Source organism: Streptococcus pneumoniae, assembly GCA_040719455.1.
Lineage (GTDB): Bacteria > Bacillota > Bacilli > Lactobacillales > Streptococcaceae > Streptococcus > Streptococcus pneumoniae_G.
The window spans coordinates 274,733-296,411 of sequence record JBFDTN010000001.1 but is presented as its reverse complement, the minus strand read 5'-3'; the positions used below and the strand labels follow the sequence as shown (position 1 = coordinate 296,411).

General features: G+C 35.3%; 19 protein-coding genes and 3 pseudogenes. 6 read left to right on the top strand and 16 right to left on the bottom strand.

What is annotated here, in order from left to right; genetic code table 11:
* The first annotated feature begins 94 nt into the window (after positions 1-94).
* The gene (locus tag AB1I63_01365; GenBank protein ID MEW4353537.1) at positions 95-253 is read left to right on the top strand and encodes a ComC/BlpC family leader-containing pheromone/bacteriocin; all 159 of its coding nucleotides are present in this window, start codon (positions 95-97) and stop codon (positions 251-253) included.
* Between the two features lie 187 nt (positions 254-440).
* On the opposite strand, the gene ltrA is transcribed toward AB1I63_01365, so the two are convergent.
* Both ltrA and AB1I63_01355 read right to left on the bottom strand, forming a co-directional pair.
* On the bottom strand, positions 441-1,718 hold the full coding sequence (gene ltrA / locus AB1I63_01360; GenBank protein ID MEW4353536.1) for a group II intron reverse transcriptase/maturase: 1,278 nt from the start codon (positions 1,716-1,718) through the stop codon (positions 441-443).
* Positions 1,719-2,269: 551 nt separating this feature from the next.
* Positions 2,270-2,465, bottom strand: a pseudogene (locus tag AB1I63_01355) (hypothetical protein).
* Between AB1I63_01355 and AB1I63_01350 the strand changes: the two are divergent.
* Together AB1I63_01350 and tnpA are read left to right on the top strand one after the other, a co-directional pair.
* The gene (locus AB1I63_01350) at positions 2,426-3,946 is read left to right on the top strand and encodes an IS1182 family transposase (GenBank protein ID MEW4353535.1); all 1,521 of its coding nucleotides are present in this window, start codon (positions 2,426-2,428) and stop codon (positions 3,944-3,946) included. The pseudogene AB1I63_01355 and the gene AB1I63_01350 overlap by 40 nt on opposite strands.
* Before the next feature lie 150 nt (positions 3,947-4,096).
* Positions 4,097-4,569: pseudogene (gene tnpA, locus AB1I63_01345) on the top strand (IS200/IS605 family transposase).
* Positions 4,570-4,698: 129 nt separating this feature from the next.
* On the opposite strand, the gene AB1I63_01340 reads toward tnpA, so the two are convergent.
* From AB1I63_01340 to AB1I63_01310, 7 genes are all read right to left on the bottom strand, one after another.
* Positions 4,699-6,042 carry a GHKL domain-containing protein gene (locus AB1I63_01340; protein MEW4353534.1) on the bottom strand — a complete coding sequence of 448 codons (1,344 nt, stop codon included), beginning with the start codon at positions 6,040-6,042 and terminating at the stop codon, positions 4,699-4,701.
* 13 nt (positions 6,043-6,055) lie between these two features.
* Entirely contained in the window at positions 6,056-6,793 is a 738-nt protein-coding gene (locus tag AB1I63_01335) for a response regulator transcription factor (GenBank protein ID MEW4353533.1), read from the bottom strand.
* A gap of 1 nt (position 6,794) precedes the next feature.
* On the bottom strand, positions 6,795-7,136 hold the full coding sequence (locus AB1I63_01330) for a LytTR family DNA-binding domain-containing protein (protein MEW4353532.1): 342 nt from the start codon (positions 7,134-7,136) through the stop codon (positions 6,795-6,797).
* Between the two features lie 528 nt (positions 7,137-7,664).
* Positions 7,665-9,545 carry an SAG1250 family conjugative relaxase gene (locus AB1I63_01325; protein ID MEW4353531.1) on the bottom strand — a complete coding sequence of 627 codons (1,881 nt, stop codon included), beginning with the start codon at positions 9,543-9,545 and terminating at the stop codon, positions 7,665-7,667.
* On the bottom strand, positions 9,532-9,897 hold the full coding sequence (gene mobC / locus AB1I63_01320; protein ID MEW4353530.1) for a plasmid mobilization relaxosome protein MobC: 366 nt from the start codon (positions 9,895-9,897) through the stop codon (positions 9,532-9,534). Before mobC ends, AB1I63_01325 begins: the two co-directional genes overlap by 14 nt.
* Positions 9,898-9,899: 2 nt before the next feature.
* Positions 9,900-10,262: an SAG1252 family conjugative relaxosome accessory protein gene (locus AB1I63_01315; protein MEW4353529.1), complete on the bottom strand. Its 363-nt coding sequence runs from the start codon at positions 10,260-10,262 to the stop codon at positions 9,900-9,902.
* A 338-nt stretch (positions 10,263-10,600) separates the two neighbouring features.
* A complete protein-coding gene (locus AB1I63_01310; protein ID MEW4353528.1) occupies positions 10,601-11,860 on the bottom strand; it encodes an RNA-directed DNA polymerase in 1,260 nt (419 codons plus the stop codon).
* A gap of 228 nt (positions 11,861-12,088) precedes the next feature.
* On the opposite strand from AB1I63_01310, the gene AB1I63_01305 reads away from it, so the two are divergent.
* Positions 12,089-14,143, top strand: a complete 2,055-nt coding sequence (locus AB1I63_01305; GenBank protein MEW4353527.1) for an RNA-directed DNA polymerase — start codon at positions 12,089-12,091, stop codon at positions 14,141-14,143.
* A gap of 62 nt (positions 14,144-14,205) precedes the next feature.
* On the opposite strand, the gene pezT is transcribed toward AB1I63_01305, so the two are convergent.
* The 7 genes and pseudogenes from pezT to AB1I63_01270 all read right to left on the bottom strand — a co-directional run bounded on the left by pezT (position 14,206) and on the right by AB1I63_01270 (position 18,606).
* Positions 14,206-14,979 (bottom strand): type II toxin-antitoxin system toxin PezT, encoded by a 774-nt coding sequence (gene pezT / locus AB1I63_01300; protein MEW4353526.1) that lies wholly within the window; start codon positions 14,977-14,979, stop codon positions 14,206-14,208.
* Positions 14,979-15,455, bottom strand: coding sequence for a type II toxin-antitoxin system antitoxin PezA (gene pezA, locus AB1I63_01295; GenBank protein ID MEW4353525.1), 477 nt, complete (start codon positions 15,453-15,455; stop codon positions 14,979-14,981). The genes pezT and pezA overlap by 1 nt, the downstream gene beginning before the upstream one ends.
* A gap of 370 nt (positions 15,456-15,825) precedes the next feature.
* Positions 15,826-16,110 carry a hypothetical protein gene (locus AB1I63_01290; GenBank protein ID MEW4353524.1) on the bottom strand — a complete coding sequence of 95 codons (285 nt, stop codon included), beginning with the start codon at positions 16,108-16,110 and terminating at the stop codon, positions 15,826-15,828.
* A 44-nt stretch (positions 16,111-16,154) separates the two neighbouring features.
* The gene (locus tag AB1I63_01285; GenBank protein ID MEW4353523.1) at positions 16,155-16,544 is read right to left on the bottom strand and encodes a DUF5945 family protein; all 390 of its coding nucleotides are present in this window, start codon (positions 16,542-16,544) and stop codon (positions 16,155-16,157) included.
* A pseudogene (locus AB1I63_01280) lies at positions 16,541-16,778 on the bottom strand (DUF5965 family protein). Before AB1I63_01280 ends, AB1I63_01285 begins: the two are co-directional and overlap by 4 nt.
* 57 nt (positions 16,779-16,835) lie before the next feature.
* On the bottom strand, positions 16,836-17,924 hold the full coding sequence (locus AB1I63_01275) for a DNA primase (GenBank protein MEW4353522.1): 1,089 nt from the start codon (positions 17,922-17,924) through the stop codon (positions 16,836-16,838).
* Positions 17,925-17,967: 43 nt separating this feature from the next.
* The gene (locus AB1I63_01270) at positions 17,968-18,606 is read right to left on the bottom strand and encodes a peptidylprolyl isomerase (protein MEW4353521.1); all 639 of its coding nucleotides are present in this window, start codon (positions 18,604-18,606) and stop codon (positions 17,968-17,970) included.
* A 221-nt stretch (positions 18,607-18,827) separates the two neighbouring features.
* Between AB1I63_01270 and AB1I63_01265 the strand changes: the two genes are divergently transcribed.
* Together AB1I63_01265 and AB1I63_01260 are read left to right on the top strand one after the other, a co-directional pair.
* A complete protein-coding gene (locus tag AB1I63_01265) occupies positions 18,828-19,760 on the top strand; it encodes an HNH endonuclease (GenBank protein ID MEW4353520.1) in 933 nt (310 codons plus the stop codon).
* Positions 19,761-19,763: 3 nt separating this feature from the next.
* Complete coding sequence (locus tag AB1I63_01260; protein MEW4353519.1) at positions 19,764-21,641, top strand: AAA family ATPase; 1,878 nt, start codon at positions 19,764-19,766, stop codon at positions 21,639-21,641.
* The last annotated feature ends 38 nt before the right edge of the window (positions 21,642-21,679 follow it).

Here is a 21,679-nt window from a genome sequence, read left to right as displayed (position 1 = left end):
CATTTAGGAATTTTCAAGGACTATTCGCGAATTATCTATACAATTAATACAGTTTTGATTATAATAAAATAAATTATATAAAGGAGGTCCTAACATGGACAAGAAGCAAACACTAGCACAATTTAAAGAACTACCCTGTTCTGAACTTCATCACATCTCTGGCGGAGATTGGTGGACTGATTTTTTTAACAGATTTACACAACCACAAGAAATGAAAATAAATGGAGGCATTAACAAACATCAGCTAGGATAAAATAAAGTGAAAAGGAATAGAGATTCTCCCTATACCTTTTCACTTTATCTATTATGGCTTCAAGCCAGTTTTTCTCGCAGAGAAAAACAAGAAAAGAGCTTGGGACATAAGTCCTCTGCTCAATCGAGTAGGGGCTAACTGGTAGCCCCTCTCACACCACCGTACGTGCCGTTCGGCATACGGCGGTTCAATTAACTTTTAACGCATGTCGTTCTAGGTAATAATCCAAACAACTGACCAGTCCTCGTTTCATGAGGACTGGTTTTGATATAGCTCGTTTTAGGACTGACTTTTGTGCCACAAGTTGATAGTGGTTACCCCATCCAGATACTCTATCTGCTATCCACTTTGGGACCCCTAGTTTAAGCAGTCCCCATAGTCGCCTCGATTTCCTCTTCCATTGTTTCCAGATAATCACCCTCATTCGTGTTCGCAGTCTTTCATCAATGGTTACCATCGACTTCCTCATGTTCGTCAAGGAGAAATAGTTTATCCATCCTCGGATAACATAGTTTAATTTCTCAATACGGCTGTCCAAGTCAATATTCCATTTGCGTGTTGTTAGTTGCTTGAGCTTTCTCTTAAAGCTCTGTACGCTATCTTGATGGGGACGACTTTTCCAACCTTCAGTTGACTTCCAGAAGCCAAATCCAAGATACTTCAATTGTCCTGGTCGTGTCACCTTAGTCTTAGTCATATTGACCTTGAGTCCAAGACGTTTCTCAATAAAGCGACTAACTGAGTACATTACTCGCTTAGCCGCCGCTTCACTCCCAACAGTGATGACACAATCGTCTGCGTAGCGAACAAAGCGGAGACCTCGATTTTCTAGCTCCTTATCCAGCTCGTTGAGGACAATATTGGACAAGATCGGTGACAGATTTCCTCCTTGTGGAGTCCCCACTAGCGTCTTATGTCTTTGGCCATTGATAACCACACCTGCATGAAGATACTTCCGAATAAGGGATTCCGTATCCCCATCCTGGATAATGTTATGAACAAGTGACATCAATCTGTCTTGGGGAACTGTATCGAAGAATCTTTCAAGGTCGATGTCCACTATCCACTCATAGCCATCGTTAAGGTACTCCAATAACTTGATGATGGCTTTTTCGCATGACCGATTCGGTCTGAATCCATAACTGGTTTCTACGAAGTGAGGCTCACAGAGTGGACTGATAACTTGAACGATTGCCTGTTGAATCATTCTGTCCATGACTGTTGGGATACCAAGCTGACGGATTCCGCCGTTTGGCTTGGGTATTTCAACTCGGAGAACTGGCTGAGGTTTATACTTCCTTTGCTTTATCAGTTCCTTGGTTGGTCGCCAATGTTGGCGAAGATAGTCATCCATGCCATCAATGGTAACGCCATCAATACCAGCTGAACCCTTATTGGATTTGACTTGATTGTAGGCTTCAAGCATGTTGGAACGAGATAAGATATTATCTAGTAATTCTGACATGTGTGTATTCCTTTCTTGTTTTGGTGTCTGAGAGACATCTTATATTGGTGAACTTTCTTCTAGTCAATACGTGACTGCGTCCAGTTCTATCAGACCGTTCATTTTTCAGACACAAGTGAAGTAGGCATACTTCGGTCTGTCGATTTTTATTTCTTGCGACAGAGTTCAAACAGTCTCTCCCCAGACTGTTTGAATATTCAGTCCTTCGCTCCACTTCCATTACAGAAGCTTCATCACTACTATGACCTCTGTTCACGCTAACGCGTTTCACAAATCTCTAATTGTTTTATTGGCTGACTTCTCATGATTCGTTGTTACTACGTCTAATCGACGCTCATGAGACCTCACGGGATAAGTCGTACATCTTTCCTCGTTTACTCTCGTGATTTACGCCAACAGGTTACGACTACCTTTTGGGACTTTAGTGTTCTTAGCCACCTCATCCGCTGTTAACGCCTTATATCACGTTTCTGTTCGTAGAGCCACGATTTCGCTATCCCTTCCTCTCCCCGCTACCTCACGATAGTCAGGCTTGGGAGTCGCTATTGGGTTCACCGGTAGCGGGTGCCCACAGAGGACTTGCACCTCAGATGTACGACATGCCCGTCGTACCCAAAAAAGCAACGGTTTTTGTCCGTTGCTTTTTGCGTTATAGAGATAGTCTTGTTAAAATATAGTTGCTAAGAAAATATTAGAAAGGCTATCCCATGCACCTCTACTATAACACAAATCAAACCATTTTACCACTAGAACTTGCTTCTTGTCTGCCACCTAATCATATCGTATTTACAATTGAAATGGTTGTCAATGAGTTGGACGATGCGCTATTTCAGTCTTTCTACCATGACTACGGTCGTCCCTCCTATCATCCCAAACTCCTCTTGTCCGCCCTCCTGTTCGCCTACTCCCAAGGGATTTTCTCAGGTCGTAAAATCGCTAAACTCATGCAGGAAAATCTAGCCATGCAATATTTGACGGGGCAACTAACGGTCAGCTATCGGACTATTAACCGTTTTCGGGTCGCAAATAGCATGGAGACCATCATTCAAAACCTATTTATCGAACTCAACCTCCGTCTGAAAATGGAAGACCTCATCTCCTTGGACTGTATCTATATTGATGGCACGAAGATTGAAGCGAATGCCAATAAGTATAGTTTCGTCTGGAAAAAGGCAACTGAGAAATTCTCTGCCAAGCTACAGACCTCACTAAAGACTTATTTCCAAGAAGAAATCACGCCACTTATCCATGAAGCAATCGAATTGGACGAAGAGGATCTCATCACCTCTGAGCACCTAGCAGAATTTACAGCCTTGCTGGAATCGGAACTAGAGGAAATCGACCAAGACATTAAAACACAGCCTGTCAAAGGAAAAGATGAGCGAAAAGGAAAACGCCGGAAACTGAGGAAAGTTCTCCGTAAGGTACGGGAGGATTTTTCAGTGCGGGCAGAAAAATATGAGAACTATCAAGAAACCTTCCAAGGTCGCAATAGCTTTTCAAAAACAGATACAGACGCTACCTTCATGAGACTCAAAGATGACCACATGAACAATGGGCAACTAAAAGCAGCCTATAATCTTCAAATCGCAACAGAAAATCAATTTACTCTTCACTACGATATCTTTCCAAATCCGACCGATACGAGGACTCTCATGCCTTTCTTGAATTCCTATCCTCATCCTCTCAAGACAATCGTCGCAGATGCAGGTTATGGAAGCGAAGAGAACCTTGTCACATTAAATAAACAAGGGATTGAACATCTTATCAAGTATTCCCTGTTTGATAAAGAGCAGAAGAAAAGGCATCAACAGTCTGACAAGAATCTTGCGAATTGGATTTATGATGAGAAGACGGATACTTATCGACATCCTGAAGGACATGAGTATGTCTTTCATCATCTCAAGCACGAACAAACAGAGAGTGGTTTTGAGAAAGAAACCAAGGTATATTATGCGGTCCATCCTGATCTAGCCCCGCAAAAGGGGCTCTACATCAATGAGCGATACCAGCAATTAAAGAAGGAAGAAAGCAAGGCGCTTTTATCTGAAGAAGGCAGTCGTATATTCGCCCAACGCAAGGTGGATGTGGAACCTGTCTTTGGACAGATAAAGGCTTATTTGGGTTACAAACGATGTAACCTAAGGGGCAATCGTCAGGTGAAAATCGATATGGGATTGGTCCTTATGGCCAATAATCTCCTCAAATACAACCGAAGAAGAGCATAAAAACGAAAAACCAGAAGTTCCGTCAATAGAACTTCTGGTTTTTTAGTAGTCAAGAACTTTTTATCCCAGGCTCCTAACAAGGCTTCTAGCTTTCATTTATTTTTCCTAGTATCATCTAATTGTTCAGGTTAGACAAAGGAGGAAAAATAAATGACTAAAACCAGTTATAGTTTATCACACACCAAATGGATGTGCTCTATCGTATTGTCTTCACACCTAAGTACCGAAGAAAAGCCATATACTACAAAATTAGGCAGGATTTAATCGAGATTTTCCGTCATCTATGCCAATATAAAGGAGTTGAAATTATTGAAGGTCACATGATGTCAGATCATGTTCACATGTTAGTTCTAATTCCTCCAAAACTTGCGATTTCTGATTTTATGGGCTATCTGAAAAGCAAAAGTGCCTTAATGATATTTGATAAACATGCGAATTTAAAATATAAGTATGGAAATCGCAAGTTTTGGGCAAGAGGCTATTACGTCAGTACGGTAGAATTAAACGAGAAAACTGTTGCGAAGTATATCCGTGATCAGGAAAAGACTGACATCGCTCTTGATAAGTTGAGTGTTAAAGAGTATGAAGATCCATTTTCAGATGGAGGTTTTAGAACAAGATAAAAGCCCGTTGTTACGGACCTTAGTCAAGTAATAGAAGCTAACCTGAACGAAGTTCAGCGAGCGTCTTTAGGCGCCGCTGGAGGGAAACGGCTTATAGCCGGTGTACAAGCCACCCGTTTTCACGGGTGGTTATGACTGGTCAAAACCTATCTCTAAAATCTGACAGAAGGTATGGTTCTGACTGGTCGTATTGAGCGAGGTATTTGGGTAGTGTTCGAGGATTTTCATCACATTGTATAGGCCAACTCCTCTATTGCTCCCCTTGGAACTGCTCTCAAAAGAATAGATTTCTGAGGTATCAATTACTTCTTCTTTCATGGAATTTTCAATAATCAACATCTGTTTATCAGCGACATGCAATAAGGCAATGTTGATTTTAGGCACAGCAGTTCCTATCGCAGCATCAATGGCATTGTCACATAAAATCGACACAATCGTGATAAAATCAACCAACTCCATGCCTCTTGGCTCAATAACTTCAGGGACTTCTAGGGTGACTGATATATGATTCTCACTAGCCTGCATAAACTTTGCTGCTAATAGACTTTTTAAGGCTGAGTTAGGGATATTCATCAAGCGACCGATGTCATATTTCTGATTCCGTAATCTTTTATGCGAATCCTTCAATACCGTTTCGTAAATTTCCTTGATTTGAGACATATTGTTGTCCTCAATACTTAACCGCAAGGTCGTCAACAGGTTGGCATAATCATGTCGAAATCCCCTCACCTCCCGATAAAGCTCTTCAACATGATGGCTGTAATTTTCCATATTGCTCAGCTGTAAATCTTGTTGAAACTGTAATTTCTCTTGCAATTTTTCTCTTACATGCCTATCTAATTGCTTGATAAACCCCATAAAAATAATGAGATAAACCACTAAAATCAATCTACGATAATCACGGGTCACAATCCCTTCTCCATACTCTAAATAAGTTAGACATTGCATCAAGGCATAATAGAAGACCATAGCCCAGTTTGCGCGGTAAAGCACTCGTCGATCTTTCAAGTCAATCAGACTGGTCTGTAACTTGATAAAATCATACCGTAGCCATTTGAGAAAAAGAAAGACAAGAACTACACTTAGAAAACCACTAAAATAATAAATGTTGTCACTTAATGATAAAACCTTACCCTGCTCCAATAAACTTAAAATAAAATAAGAATTGACACGATAAAAAAGATTCCATAAGGTAACTGGGAACAAACCATAAAAAACAATCAAGGTTTTAGGTAGCGGTTTCAACAATACATAAGCCAACAACAAAGCATACAGTGGCTCATATAAATAATCCAACACATTATTTGGCATCACCTGCTTCACAGTCGCTAAAACAAAAGCTATCAATATTTTAAGTACAAATGCTATGAAAATAGATCGAGGAGAAAATTTGATACGATTGATATCAAAAAATAAGACGATAACTAAACCATTAGATAGAAAGGCCTCAATTAGGAATTGAATAATCTTCATAAAGCCTCCTCCATTAGTGTAGATGCTCAATCACTGACAAGATTGCCTCCATCTTTTGTCGTGCAATCAAACAACTTGCTCCATTCGGAAAATAAAGGACCTTAGCCTGCCTGTCAACCTTGATAACATTCTTAGGATTGATAGCAAATGAACGATGACATTGCACTAATCTCTTCTCCTGTTTTAAAATATCTGATAAGCTCGCAGTAAATTCCATTCGGTCAGTCTTCGTATAAAGGATAACTCGATGAGGACGTGGAGAAGTCTCTATATAATAGACGTCTTCAAAAGGATATTGAACCTGAGCATATTTCGATTTGAAATAAAAAGAATCATCAGCTATTGTTTTCCCCTCCTTACTCTTTGCGTAGAGTAGAGCTGTTTCTATGCGAGATTCAAAGTCACTCTCAGCTAATTCCTTATCAATATAATCCAATGCCAATACTTGATAACGAAATGATAATGGCATAAACTCAGAGTGAGTTGTTACAAATACAATAATCGCATAAGGGTCTATCGCTCGAATCTGTTTCGCAACTTGAAGACCTTTGAGTTCTTCTGACTTTATCTCAATATCCAAAAAGAACAGCTGATGAGAACCTCTCTTATGAATTGCGCTAATCAACTGATCAGGCTTTCCAAAAATGTCAAAATACGTCGGCTCAATCTGATGCCTCTCTAGCAATCTTTTAATCACTTGCTCAAGTCGAGTTTGTTGTAAAAAATCATCTTCCAACACAAAAATATCCATACTAAAAATCTCCTTTATTGAGCCATTGTTCTACTAACTGTTGATAACGACGTCTAGAAAAACGAACCTGATGTGCACCCTCATCTCCAAGAAGAATCGTCTTACCTTGCAAATTAATCTCAGTCACTTTTGAAATATTGACTAAACAATTTCTATGACATCTAACAAAATAATCTGAATATAGGCTTTCTATATTCTGAAGTTTCTCTAAAACATCATAGTTCCTTTTTTCAGTCACAATCTCAATATAGTGCGGTTTGACTGGATGTGATTTTATGTAATAAATATCAGCTATCCTCACCTTCATCGCATGTTGTTTCGTTTTTATCATCATAAAATTCATTGGTTTCCCTCCTTTAATGAAAGAATATCACAAAACCAATGATCCATCCGTCCTCAATCCCAAATGGTAATTGAAACATCCTGAATGGCAAGTTATTTCCTATTTAAGAAAATTTAATAACCATTCAGGAAATGCCATATAAGACTAACTAAAATAATGATAAACTACTACATACTAAACTTTGGAAAGGAATATTTATGATTGAAATTTTTCCAAATTCTTTGATTAGTTTCTTTATCGCTTTCATAACAAAGATATATCTATTAAGTAAAACAAAATATCGTGACATCAAAATTTCTCTATACTATCATCCCTATAAATCTCATGTCCCTACTACCTATTTTATCATAAAATCAATATTTTTATCAGCAAATCAGCTGAATTTTTATTTACAAGATATACGAACTCGTTCAGAACTTGCAAATATTATCATCATTGGAAGTCACATTGACTATGAAGAACTTTACAGAAATCATTATCGAGTGTTTGGAGTCATTGATACCACAGAAACTAAATCCATAAAATTTATTAGAAATCAAATCCATTTGTATTTAGATAGTCTATACGGTTCAAAGAAGGTGTAGAACAGCAAAGTGTTTGGCTAAATTGCTCTAGTCTGTTAACTTTATATTCATAATCATTTATCAACTTATCCAAGACTTGCTGAGCTGACTTGATTTCTTCCTCAACTTGTTCCAGTTGCACGGCAGCAGTCAGGTTCATCTTTTCATAATCATATCTGGCTAAACGTCTGCTTTCTGAATCTGAGTTGTTAAGATTGAGCAGCACTTCGGCCACTTTATTAAGATGAGTGAGCTTATCCTGTAAGTCCGTGATAGCCAACTCTAGTTGAGCAATCTCTTTGACTAGTTCATGTTTAACTTCTAGATAAGACTGATTGTTAGTGTCCAATTCGATAAGGAGATTTATTTCTGCAATCTTTTCCTTGAGGCTTGCTAGCGTCGATCGTCTGCGTTTGGGGATATTCTTGCTATCATGTGTCAACTGACGGATTAAATCACGCCCTCGCATGTAGCGATTCAATCCAGAATTCTCCTTGTTATAAATGAAAAACTGAGCTGTCTCGCGAATAAAGGCATGATAAGACTTGCCCACTTCTGCTTCCTTAATATCTAAATGACGGTTTGGAATAAATACCAAGCCGTCTCTTTTGATTCCATAATTGATTCTGATAAATATGCCTTCATTGACCAACTTATCAATCTGATGCTCTGCAAGCACCACCTCAAATTCCTGAATTTGATCTCGCTTCTCTTTGAAATCTTGATAAGCCTGATACAAATCATCCTTAACTATCTTATCTGTATCCTGCTTCTCACGATAAGCCTCAAAATCAGCCACAAGATTTTCTGAAATAATAGATTCTGCTTGTTTCCTATTTTCAAAGTAATCTTTGAAAAATTGAACATCATATAAATTTTTTTGACTAACTTTTTTGTTTTCAATTGAGATACTTTGCTTAGAATCCTTCAATGTGAAAATAACATTCTTCTGCTTTAGGGAAATAGTCAAATGAAGCTGTTCTGCTATTTCTAAAAGATGAAATAAATCATGTGCCCTTGGTAATAAAAACTCGAGTCGTTGTTCTATGGCATGCTTGGCAAACTGCTCTCTAAAATAATCTTCCGTAAACGGCCCTCGCTTATCCAGCTGGTCTCCACGAATGACTTGTTTCATATCCATATCTGGCATCAAAAAGCGGGAATGTTTACGTGAAAAATCTATCTGAACATTTAAAGCTACCGCCTTTTCCAAAAAGTCATCAAAATTTTTACTGTTTTCCATGAGAAAATAAAGTCGTTGCTTGAGTTCAAATTTTTTATTGGTCTTTCGATAAGTGACAAACTTTGCGTGAGAATATCGATTAGGTGTCAATATCTTTGCTCCTGCTTCTTTGGCTAAACGATCAGAAATCATCCGTAGATTCCGCTCCTGAGCGTAATCCCATTTAAGTTTCTTATCTGAATTTAGGTCAACAGAATTGATAAGTATATGGTTATGGGTATGCGACTTGTCTGTATGAGTGGCTACGATGAAGCGAAAATTTCCTCCAGTCAATTCTTTTACTGTCTCATAACCAATACGATTGATTTCTTCAGGAGTGAGATTGTCATCTGGAGAAAAAGATTGAATTAAATGATGCGCATGGATTTTAGTTTGCTTGACTTGTTGACGGTCATTTCTGAAGTCATAAAGTCTGTCGTTATTAACAAAATTAGCATTATACATATCAACTAACTCTTCATAGCTTGGAAAATCTAAATAGTTACTCATACCAAAGTCAGATACTAATTTCAGCTGTTCAGTCTTATCAGGATTTAAAATATACTTAATCAGACTCTTACGATACTTCCTCCCATGAGTCGCATAGTGCTTAGTAACTACCATAAAATTCTCTCAACTGGTGGCACTTGATGTCGAAATCTTTCTCCACTTCCTTGATGAGCTGGCCAATGCCATGCACCAAAAATTCTCTATCACTTAGTGTTAAGATATGAGTTTGGTTAACTGTCCGTGCGATTTGATTGAGATTATTCCCGATACGTCGCAACTCAAAAACTAAATCTTCGTAGTTACTTGTATCAATCGTCAAGAAAGTCATATCAGGATTAAGTAACACCTTTCTGGCATAGGAAGAAAAATTTTTACACTGACTTTGACTGATATGGTTGTTCAAAATGGCAAGTTCTTGATCTGTCAAAAATACTTTTTTAAGATTCGTTCGATAACGATTTTCCATATCTAGACTCCCATGTACTTATCTCGAAAATCAGTGCTAAGAGGAACAGATTTCTCAACTTCTGCTATCAATTCCTGAACACAGGTCAAAATAATCCGTAGGTCCTCTGATGTAAGCTGTTGATTTTGTTCTGCCAAGGTTGTCACCTTCAAAATATCTCGGCCGATTTGTTCAATCTTTTGTAACTGCCATAGGGAGAACCATAGCTCAATAGTTTTATCGTTGCTATTACTCTTAAATAGATTATGACGAAGAAATTCTGAAAAACTGTCTATCTGCTGGTCTTTCATCATCTTTTTTATCACGCTTTCCTCTTGTCTCGTCATTCTAAACTGCTTTCTAACGAGTTTAATATCCTGTTTCATCCTGTCTATCCTTTCAAAATTATCCTTGTCTGACACTATAAGGCTGCCTCACATTGTCAGTACACCTCCTAAAGACCTCACACGTTCCTTGTTCGGTCTTTGCGAGCTCAGTTATTGTGTCCACAATAACCCAAAATCTAATCGCCAGCCGACCAAAACCTTCCAGTTTTGACAGCTAACGATATAATAACTTGGTGACTACGCCCCCAAACCCCCAGTTAAAAATCAAGAATTGATTTTCTTATGAATGATATTAGGATAACAAGGTTAGTTTGGAAAAATTATCACATCATCAAAAATAAGGTAAGAAAAAAGAGAGCAGAATGCTCTCAGTTAGATTAACGAATTCTTAATTTTTTCATAATCTGTATTTGTAAATTATATCTATATAAGCTATCGTTGCTTCGAGTAATTGAAGAACATCCAATACGCTGAGCAATTTCTTCTAACTTTGAAATTGAATACTTAGTATAAGTTACTCTTTTTTTGAGCAAAAGTAATATATCGTCAGTATCAGAAAATTGGTTAAGGATGATTCTTCCTTTAGAACTTGAATTAACAGTAATCAAACTAAATAGGTATGCAGTTTGCTCCGAGGTAAATCGTCCAGAGTATTTCTTCCTAAAATAGTGAAATGTCTTCAAAAGTTTTTTTAATATATCGTCAGAATTGATAAACTTATAATTAAAACCAATTCCAAATTTCAACTTATGGTCAATTCCCTTTTCACCGCTAGAAGTAACTCCATAGATCAAATTTTTTATTCTATAATAGAGAATCCAGAAATCTTCATCAGTAGAACTGGAAGAATTATAATATTTAAAATATCGCGTAATTCTATTCAGAATTTTTTTATCATACTTTTTTTTAGAAATGTCAATATGAAATTTTCTTATTACTTTATTTTTTACCTTTTTTACTGAAATACTAAAGTTATATCCTAAATATTCAAATTCAATACTATTGGTTTTATACTTATAGATACTAGTTTTATCACTATTTCCTGATAAACCAATTTTATTTAATTGAGCGAATAATAATTGCTTTTCCTTAGTTTCATCAATATTATCGCCACTAGGATAATTTTTTATTATTAATATATCATCCACATATCTTACATAAAAAATTGGAGAAAATTTTCGCCTTATAGCATCATCAAATTGTTCTAAATAAACTTCAGATAGTGCATTAGAAAACGGCATTCCTAAAGGAATACCAGAGATATCGCTATTAAATATAAATGTTTTAATAATATCCATACTACAATCTTTTAACAAAGACGATCTAACTAATTTTTTATATAGTCTGTGCTTGTTGATTGATGGAAAAAAGTTTTTAATATCTGCTTTTATTACATAAAAATCCTGAGGCGTTGCCTCTAAATCTGATTGATTGCAATAAATATTACCTTGACTTAAAAATTGAATCAATGATTTAATAATAGCATTCCTATTCGGGATGCTCAGATTAAATTTATTAACTATCTCGGTGTTTAAAGCATTTAATGTAGGTCGTAATGACTTATCTTTACTCTCTCTTAATTTATAAACTTGTCTGCCATCTTGTATTATTCCTACAAACATTGAATTAAATTTCATACAAATCCCCTAAAATTGTAGGCAGACTGAGTGGAGCAACTATTTATGCCCCACTCGAGATAATCAGCACAGAATAACTAGTGATTACATGTACCTTTTAAGTAAAACTTGAAATAATCTTTTTGTGTGTGAGAGAGCGCAATCTTGTATAAAATATTTAGCCACTTCTCTTGCCTACCTCTATATGATACAATATAGGTGATAAAAATTCAAGGAAATATAGCAAACATGAATAATAAATTTCTCAAACAAGAGTGGTTTTTGACTACTGAAGTTTTACCTTTTGAACTTCCCATTTTTTTCTCCAATGCACCAATAAAAAACAATTTAGAAGCATTAATAAATCTTGTCCCGACTGATCTTAAAAAATTTAACGCTCAATTCAATGATAAGTACACTATTCCTCTAAATTATGAAATACCTAAAAACAATGGTGGATATAGAACAATTTCTTTAATGCATCCAAGCTCACAACTGAAATTTATGTTTTATATAATGAGATATGAGTATCTTTTGATAAACTATCTTCAAAAGTCGAAATTCAATGTTCGTAAAGTCCAAAAAAACAATACAATAACACATAATGAAAGCAAAGCACTACATCAAGAACGATTAAAAATCGAACAAGATTTTGGCATTACAGGAAATAGTAGTATTACAAACGAAGAACTAGATCGTTTTTTCAAGAAATATTTTACTTACAATAAAAATCATAAATTATCAGGTATAATGAAGTCCCCTGGCTTTCATAGGGACAGTTTAAAATATCGTTTTTTTTCTAAGCTTGATATCCAGAACTTTTTTGGAAGTATATATACACATTCAATTACATGGGCAATAGTTGGAGATAAGCATTCTGGTAAAGGATATGCTAGTCAAAATTTGAAGAATACTTTTGCCACTCAGTCAGATATTATACAACAAAAAAGTAATGACAATGAAACAAATGGTATTATGATTGGACCAGAAATAAACAGAATAATTGCCGATCTCATCCTAACTCATTGTGATTATAATGTTGAAAAACAACTAGATAGCAAAGATATTAAATTTGATAAAGACTATAAAATTTATCGTTTTGTTGATGACTACTATGTTTTTTCCTCTACGTATGAAATATTAGAAACTATTGAGCAGGAAATTGCCAGAGAGCTTTCAAATTTCAATTTAAAACTAAATTTTGAAAAACACCAAATCAAAGAACAACCCTTCTCGCTATCTGATACCCCTATCATACAGTTAAAACAACTTCTTAATATATTTTCTAATAATCGTGAAATAAATCAATTAAAGTTATTAAAAAATGACAGTTTAGAAAAATATCAGCAACTTGAGCCCTCCTATAAACTTTCGATAACACAGATTTTAATCAATGAGCCTGCTTGGATACAACTATACGAAACAATAAGGGACATTGTTAGCACTACCCCTAGTTCTAAAAGACGAATCACTTTATATTTTTTAAAATTTATTTCTCTGAAAATTTATGAACCAATTTTTATGGGCAGTGAAAGCACTTATTTTTTCAAGTACCTTCGTACAATATATATTGCTTTAGAGGAAATAAACAATATTTACTCAATACACCCTGACTCTGACACAACCAAAGCATACATTAAAACTCTAATGAAATTTAGAGCCTCGTTATCCAATTTAAGATCAATAATCAATAAAAATAAAGAAGAATTTATAAAAAACAGTGAAAACTATCTATCAGATATTGAGAATAGAATATTCGAAAATATCTATAGAATATTGAAGAATAACTCAAATAGAATCAATAATATATCTGATTTAATTGTATATTTAAAGTCTTTTGACAAGAAGTTGAGCACACAATTTTTGTGTCAACTACTAGATGAAAATCCAGAGGATTACTTTACTCTCTGTGCTGTTGGATATTATATAATCGGGGATGAAACTAGATATAGGGTCGTCTTAAAGTATCTATTTAAGTCAATATTGAATTTTATCCAAAATTACCAAACACATACAATCAGCCTTTTAGAAGATGCTAAATATTTTTATATTTTAAATGACTTTCTTCATTATCCAGAATTTCAAAAACTAAAAATAAAAAGAAAATTTGCAAAAGATATCTTACAAGAATCCAAAAATAAAGAATTAAATAAGCTAGGACAGGACAGTATTTATTACGTAATTTTCAATCGGCTTATGGAGCAGTCTTATTATAACTGGAATCTAAAACAAATTGATTTTGAAAAATTACAAATTCAAAAAATAATCATTGATAAAAATAATTCTTCTTTTGATGATTACTAACATTACTTAAAGATTGAAAAGCAAAGTGAAAACTTTACCTACTATAGTATGGTTGTAGTCAGTTAACTACCACTATTCATAGCCAATAACTTTTCTAAATGATAATCCCCATCCTTCATCATCTCCTCCTCCACCTTGCTCCAATTTCCAAAGAGGCAGTCTTGTAGAACTTCTGCTGCGGAACCATCATCTGTTTCGGAATCAAATACACAATTTCTATCTCTTTGGTAAATCTGCATCTGCCTGAAGAGTTGTTCGTTCTCTAACTCTCGTACATTCTCAACCAAATGATTCACAATGTAATCATGGTGTTCCTTCGGGGTTGCTCTTGCTTGACTTGGATCTATCGCATAGAGTTCCTCATAACGAATCAAGGTACTGAGATAGGATAACTCAGGCTTCGTCGCAATTAAGGCTAGTGAGACTTGATACCCTTTTGATTTCAATAGTTGAGCTGTCTTTCGAGGGACTTCCGTGGTTCTTAGCGTTCCTTCAATTAACAAATGATAGCCCAATTGGCTCAGTTCATCCACAAGATGTTCCACCATTTTTCCTGCGAATTGTTTGGTGTATTCAACGCTGTCCTTGCCATATTTTTCCTGCAAAGCTAAATAATTCGGGTGTTGGGAGCGATAACTATCCCCATCAATAATAATGATGTTCCCTTGAAATTCCTTTTGTTTGATACGGTGAATCGTTGTCTTGCCTGCTCCGCTTTGCCCACCTAGTAAAATAGCTTGCGGCTGCTCAGAAGCCGTTTTACCACGTGTTAAAGACCGAATCGTTCGTTTCAAAGCCCGTTCAAAATCTATCTGACTAAATTTTTCTAAGGTCATTAAGCCACCACCTGATGACTGGCTAACTCCAACATCCTCTCAATCCCATCTAAATAGCCATTATAGCGTTCTAATGCCTCAAAGGAATCTACAAGGTAAATCTTCGTATTCAGTAAATCAGACAAGTCATCACTCATCAAAATCCATGGATTAAACTCATCGTCAAAGGCAATTCCTTGTCCGTCTTGGTAGCGATACAATCGAGATAAAATGGCAGTTCCCCGCTCTTTCAACACCTCTATTTTTAAGGTTAACTGATAGTCTTCTACTGGGGTAAGCATTTTTTCTTCTCCAACCAAATCGACATAAGACACATTGAATTTTTGACAGATAGTATCAATTAATTCAGTTGTAATCGGGCTTGAGCCATTTTCATAACGGCTGAGGCTATTGCGTGAAATGCCAACAATGTTCGCAAACTCTGTCTGTGTTAAGTCATGCTTTTTTCGCAGTGAACTAATATTATCTCCAATCATAGTAGGTCCTCCATAGTAAAAGTATATCATAAAGTGTTATTTTTTGCACCAAAAATGGTGCATGTCTGTATTGTATATTCAAGATATTTTATCATAGAAAAACTAGGTTCACTCCACATGTGAACCTAGTTTCTTTACGATTTATTTTCTTCTATACATCAAATCAAATAGCCAATCATTGATAACAATCCACATGTTAGCCCATGCAGATCCAACGCCAAATAGTTTTTTATAAAGTTTTTTCATCAATCACCTCTCCTTTTCTATAAACTACTTTATCATATAGAAGGAATCTTCAGGTAAATCTCCCTCAATTGACTCAAATTGTCCCTGAACTGACAGTGCTTAAATCTACTCCTTCGGTAGAATATTATTTTGGCTTCTTCATCTGCTTAAACTGCTCAATCCGTTTCTCTAGTTGCTCGGTGTGTAATTTGTTTCTAGCTTCTGTGATTGTATCATCCAGTGTTTGTTCCTGGGAAACTTCCTTTTTCTCAGTCACACTTGGTAAGGGAAATTCTTGTGACTTTGTTTCAAAGACCAAATCCAGTAACTGCTCGACCTTGATTAGCTCACTCTCAGACATGGCAGATAAGCGATGAATCAAGCGCTTGAAACAATCTGGATTGGGTAACTTTTTCTGAAATAATCGCATGTTCTCTCCTTTCAAAAAGCAGTCCGTCTCAGGACTGCTCGGCATTATAAATCATCAATCGCTGCTGAAATAGCTTGTAGCTTCTTAGTATGCTTGTTCTTCTCATCAATCAACTGATGCAATTCTTCAATTTTCTTCTGGCTCTGTGCAATATCGTCATTATTTTGAGCGATAATCTGGGCTAGATGTTGTTTGTAGTCGTTTGTAATGTTTGGAGCTTGAGCTTTAACAGGGATTGGTGTTTCTTTCCCCTTAGGCTCCGCCTTTTTTTTCGCTCGTTGTTGCTCCATTTCAAATGCTGAAACATAGTCAACTTCTTCAGTAAGTGTTGCCTCATTTTGATGAAATAGTGCGGCGATTTTCGCCCGTTCTTCTGCAGATGATGTTGGCGTTTTATCATCTAGTGGTTGGTCAAAGTTCCAAGGTTTTGTCATTTGCTTTCCTCGTTTCTATGATTGGTTGGATGTGGTGAAAGGCTCACTTCCCTTTCCAAAGGCTTGATTCAAAGCTTCGTCAAAGGTTAAGTGGCTGGCTTGTTGCCGTTTGACAAAGGTGCTATACATAGCAGCCTGTAATTGCTCACGATAGGTTTCTAATTTTTCAGTTTCCCTAGAAACCTTCTCCTCCTGCCTAGTCACTTTCTCAGCCAGGCGTTCAATAACACTCATAGTGCTGTCCTCCTTATTAACACTTTCTAGCTTATGCTATGACTCTTGATTTTTTTATCACAATTCTATCATCCGTGATTGTTTAGGTGGAGGATTGGTTCTTAAAATTTGTATTTGGGCAGACTGTATGGCCTCTGACAAAGAAGGCTCCTGATTTCTTTTGATAATGTCATTCCAATCCGTCTTATCTTTATTTTCTAGTAATGGTGGCAGGTCTGCTTGAATGGGTAGTCCCGTATCCAATAGTTTTTGACAAAAATCTCGTCCAGCTTGGTCATTATCCACTGCTAGCGTTATCAAGTCCTCATGTGTCTGAAAATAGGTTGTCGTATCTTTTATTGCCTGCAAATAATGACTTAATCGACCAGGATTGATAGTATCTAAAAAAGAGAGCTTGCCTTGTTCCTCTGCGGCTAAACGTAGGGTCTGATAGGCAATCACCGACTGTTTTAGTCCCTCCATGGAGACCAGTCGAACATTTGATAATTTGTCCTTATGGCATTGAACATAACTCATCAGATCAATCACCGACTCGCAAAAGATAAGACGATTGGGTTTGCCTATATCAAAACTAATTCCCACATAGCCATGCGAATGTTTCATGATTTTCTTGAGATAACCTCGCTCATGTCGCTCATCATTCTTCACAATTCCCTGAAGACTAGCTCCTTTCAAAACGCCATTATGGTCATAGCTCTTACAAACTAGAACGGATTCTCTGTACTCCCTTGTCTGATAGCTTGCTTGAGCTAAAAGCCCTTGACGTCCAAAGGCATTGATCGTCTCATCATTTAATCCACGAACTTGGTTCAAATACGTTCTTGCTTGTTTAAAGCTTTCTTCAGGTAAATAATAACGAAATGGCTGAGGAACACTTTCTACTATCTGAACTTGTTCAAATTGGCCAGTTTTAAGAAAAGCTAGAGCTTCCTTAAACGAAACGCCTGACACTAACTGCACAAAATCAATCACATCCCCTTGAATGTCCCTTGAAAACCACTTAAAGGTATTGGTATCCGCAAAAATACGAAAGGAATCATGGTCTGGGTGCTCGTACACCTGACCTGATACTCTGTTAAACTGATAGCCTAAGTTAGCGGCCACGTCTAAAATCGATATTTGTTTGAGATTTGTTAATGCTGTCATCTATGTTCTCCTTATCAAAAAAAGCAGAAGAATACTCCTCCTGCTAATTACTATCACTTGTGGTTGTGCTTTTGATGTCAGGAATGGCAGAGCTACTTGCTTCCATGTTTGACTTCAAGTCATCGAACTTCCCATTCCAGCTAGTAACTTGATTGACCAATAACTGATCCCTGATTTTGGCATAGGAGACTTTCATTGTCTTCGTCTGTGTCTGTGTCATTTTCTGCTGGTGGTCGCTCATATCAGACACGTAAGTAACATGATAAGTCACCTCCACAAGTGCTTCATTGGTCTCTCTATTGACAAAGATATCTGCTTCATCAAATCGGTAGTCCAGCATATAATCCTTATACACTTGATTGATTGCCTCTTCTTGCCGAGAGACTTCTTCAGAATAGGCGGAGTCTGTCATATAAGGCTTGATTCGGTGATTGTTCTCACCGAGTCTCTCCTTAGTGAAATACTGGGTTAAAAACTCCTTGACCAGCTCGTCTGATAAGACTGTCGCTTCCTCCTTTTCTTTTTCCTTGACGAGCAGTTTTTGGGCTTCTGCTTTGATTTGATGTTCTGTCTGCTTGGTGACAGAGTGTGAACCAAGGCTATACCCTATCATCACTAAAAAACTGGTGACAGCTATTCCTCCGATACCAAGCAAAAGCCTGACTTTTATTTTGTTTAACATGTTGGTTATCTCCTTTGACATTAAGATAACCTCATCATAACAAGATTGATTTGGAGAGTTTATCACACTTATAGGGACTACAAGAATAAAAAATTAGATTGAATCTTTTTAGTACTTCCTAAATAAATGGAAGAAGTTAAGTTCTTTATCTTCTGAATCTTCCATTTTCTTAATTAATTCGATATAATATTATCCAAGTAGCAAACCTAAAGAGGTATTCAATGATAACAATTAATCAAATAAATGATGAAGAAGTTAAGAATCTGTGTGAAGATGTTTATACACATATGAAGGTCGCTTATCGCAAAAATTTAGATAAGTGGTGTTTGAGAAACATATCATCAATATTTCAGAAAATATTTGGTAGAGATTTTTCAGATACACCATTTTTAGATATTATGCTACTTTCTTATGATGAACTTGAAAAGCTTGTTTCAGACTCAGCAATTATCAATCTAAATTACAAATTCAGTATAAAAAGTAATAGAAAAATAAAAGGAAATAGATCGGTATCAATTAAAGACTATCTAATCAATAATGTATATAATGCAATTAGTAAAGACAGTCGGCGCAAAAAATTTCTATCTATAACTAATTTATCAGTATGTCCCTACTGCAATCGGAATTTTATGAATTCTTCCACCAACAAAAATACCTGTGAATTAGACCATTTTTGGAATAAATCACAATTCCCTATTTTTGCAGCTTCTTTTTATAATTTAATCCCTTCTTGTCCAAGTTGTAATAGGAATAAAGGTACTGATACATTTTTATTGTCCCCATACAATGTTAAAATTTCACCAAATCAACGTTTAAGATTTAGTTGGTACCCCCTATATGGTGATTTTTTATTCAACCATGATCATATATATATTACTTCAAAAATTCATAAAGATTTCAAAAAGGATTTTTATTTATTAGATTTACATAATCTATATCAAATACATAGTGATTTTGTTTTGGATACAATTTTGAAGAAAATTTTTATTCCAGAACATTATTTGAACGAAATTAATAATATAATTCCGTTATCTGACAGCGACATTGATAGACTATTTACTGGGGTGTATACTGCTGAAAAAGATTACCATAAAAGACCTTTATCAAAATTAATTTCGGACATATATGTTGAATTAAATCAATTAGAAAGGTAAAAAATGAAACTTCTAGGATTGATATTACGTGATTACGAAGATTTAATAAGTAACCAAATTTTTAATTTTTCAGATGAATACACCATAGACTTCGATTGGAATGAAACAGTAACAATTAGCAAAAATCCATCCTATATTGCTGGTTTTTATGGAGAGTCTATTACAAACATTTCAGCAATTGTAGGCATAAATGGTGTTGGAAAAACATCTATATTAAACTTTATCGGCTTCAAATTCTCAGAGCGTAAGGAATTCTTAAGTAAATATGAATACTTTATTATCTATGAACAAGATGAATCAATTTTTATTGAATTTAATAATAGGCATACAGTAAAACGAATATTATTTAATGATCAAAGTATCGAAACTTCTAATGGTCTTATTGGAAATACTGAAACTATATTGTTCAAAAAACAAGGAAATAATTACCAAATCGTTGACAGAATACCTGACGGAAGCATAAACTACATTTTCAAAAAATATCTTCAATATAGTTTTAATGAGAATGATGACAAATCTGACACATTATTTAGCAAGAATTTGATCACTAGACACTTATGCCAACCTCCTTCTAACTATAATACGATTCAAGCATTTAGATTTTTAAAAATAAATGATTTCTTCGCCTCAAATAAAATAATGAAATATAGAATTTCATATTGGTCTTATGAAGAACTACTAACCTTATTAATTGAGAAAAGTATCTATGACGAAAGAATTTTGGAATTGCTCAATTTTTTCTTAGATAGCAGGGGAAATGATTTACTATCTCAGTTTATTAATCAAATAGTTGCTTTTCTTATAAATTTAATGCTTTCTTTAAGTGAAGTATACCATTTTTGGAACGAAGATATTGAAGAACTACTTCTAAATCAAATTTATGAATATCTAACTTTGGTCTTACAGGATATTCAAATAGATGGTTTATCTATGCAACTTGAGAAAAGTTCTCAAATTTTAAAAGAGTATTTTCGAAATGAGGATTCCGAAATAGATAAGCTTCATAACTATCAAATTACTGATTTTATTAATTTTTCGATAGAAGCCATACAATTATTATGGAAAGCTTCTGACTACTTAGAAATGAATAACAACTCATTTATTATTGATTTTTCATCAGAAACAAAAGAGATTAACGATTTTCTAATGGGATATAGAAGTCTTCTGCATTGTAATCAAATAAACCCTAATGGCATCGTTGTATTTCCTGAAGATAATTTATTTTTTAAGTTAAACGAACTGTCATCTACAGGAGAAGAAAATTTAATTCAATTTTTAGGACAATTAATTGAATTGATTTCAAATGCTAAAAGTGGGAACCATATAATCTTAATAGATGAAATAGATGAATCGTTTCATCCCTCTTGGTCAAATAAGATGGTTCAACTCCTAACTCTATGCTGTACTTACTTTTTAGATGTTGAAAATCCTTCCTATCAAAATGCAACAAATACAACTCAAAATATAACTTTTCAGTTTATTATTACAACCCATTCTCCCTTTATATTATCTGATATAAAAAATCATAATGTAATTTCACTAGAAGAACATCACGGAAAAGTAATTCCTAAACAAGTTAATACATTTGCTAAAAACATACAACGAATACTATATGATAACATGGAAACAATTGATATCTATGGAAGTTTTGCTCAATGTAAGTTAAATAAAATCGTAAATATTCTTAATCAACCAACTATTTCCCCTACATTAATAGAACAAACTAAAATTGAAATACAAACAATTAATGAACCAATAATACGTAACAAACTCAATCAGATGCTTTCTGAAAAAGTTTCACCTAACGAGAAGATTAAGCTATTAATTTCTGATTTAACAACTGAAGAACTTGAATTACTAAAAGATTGCTTATCACAGTAGCAAAACTTCAGCATAGCAATTAAACTAAAAATAGGGCT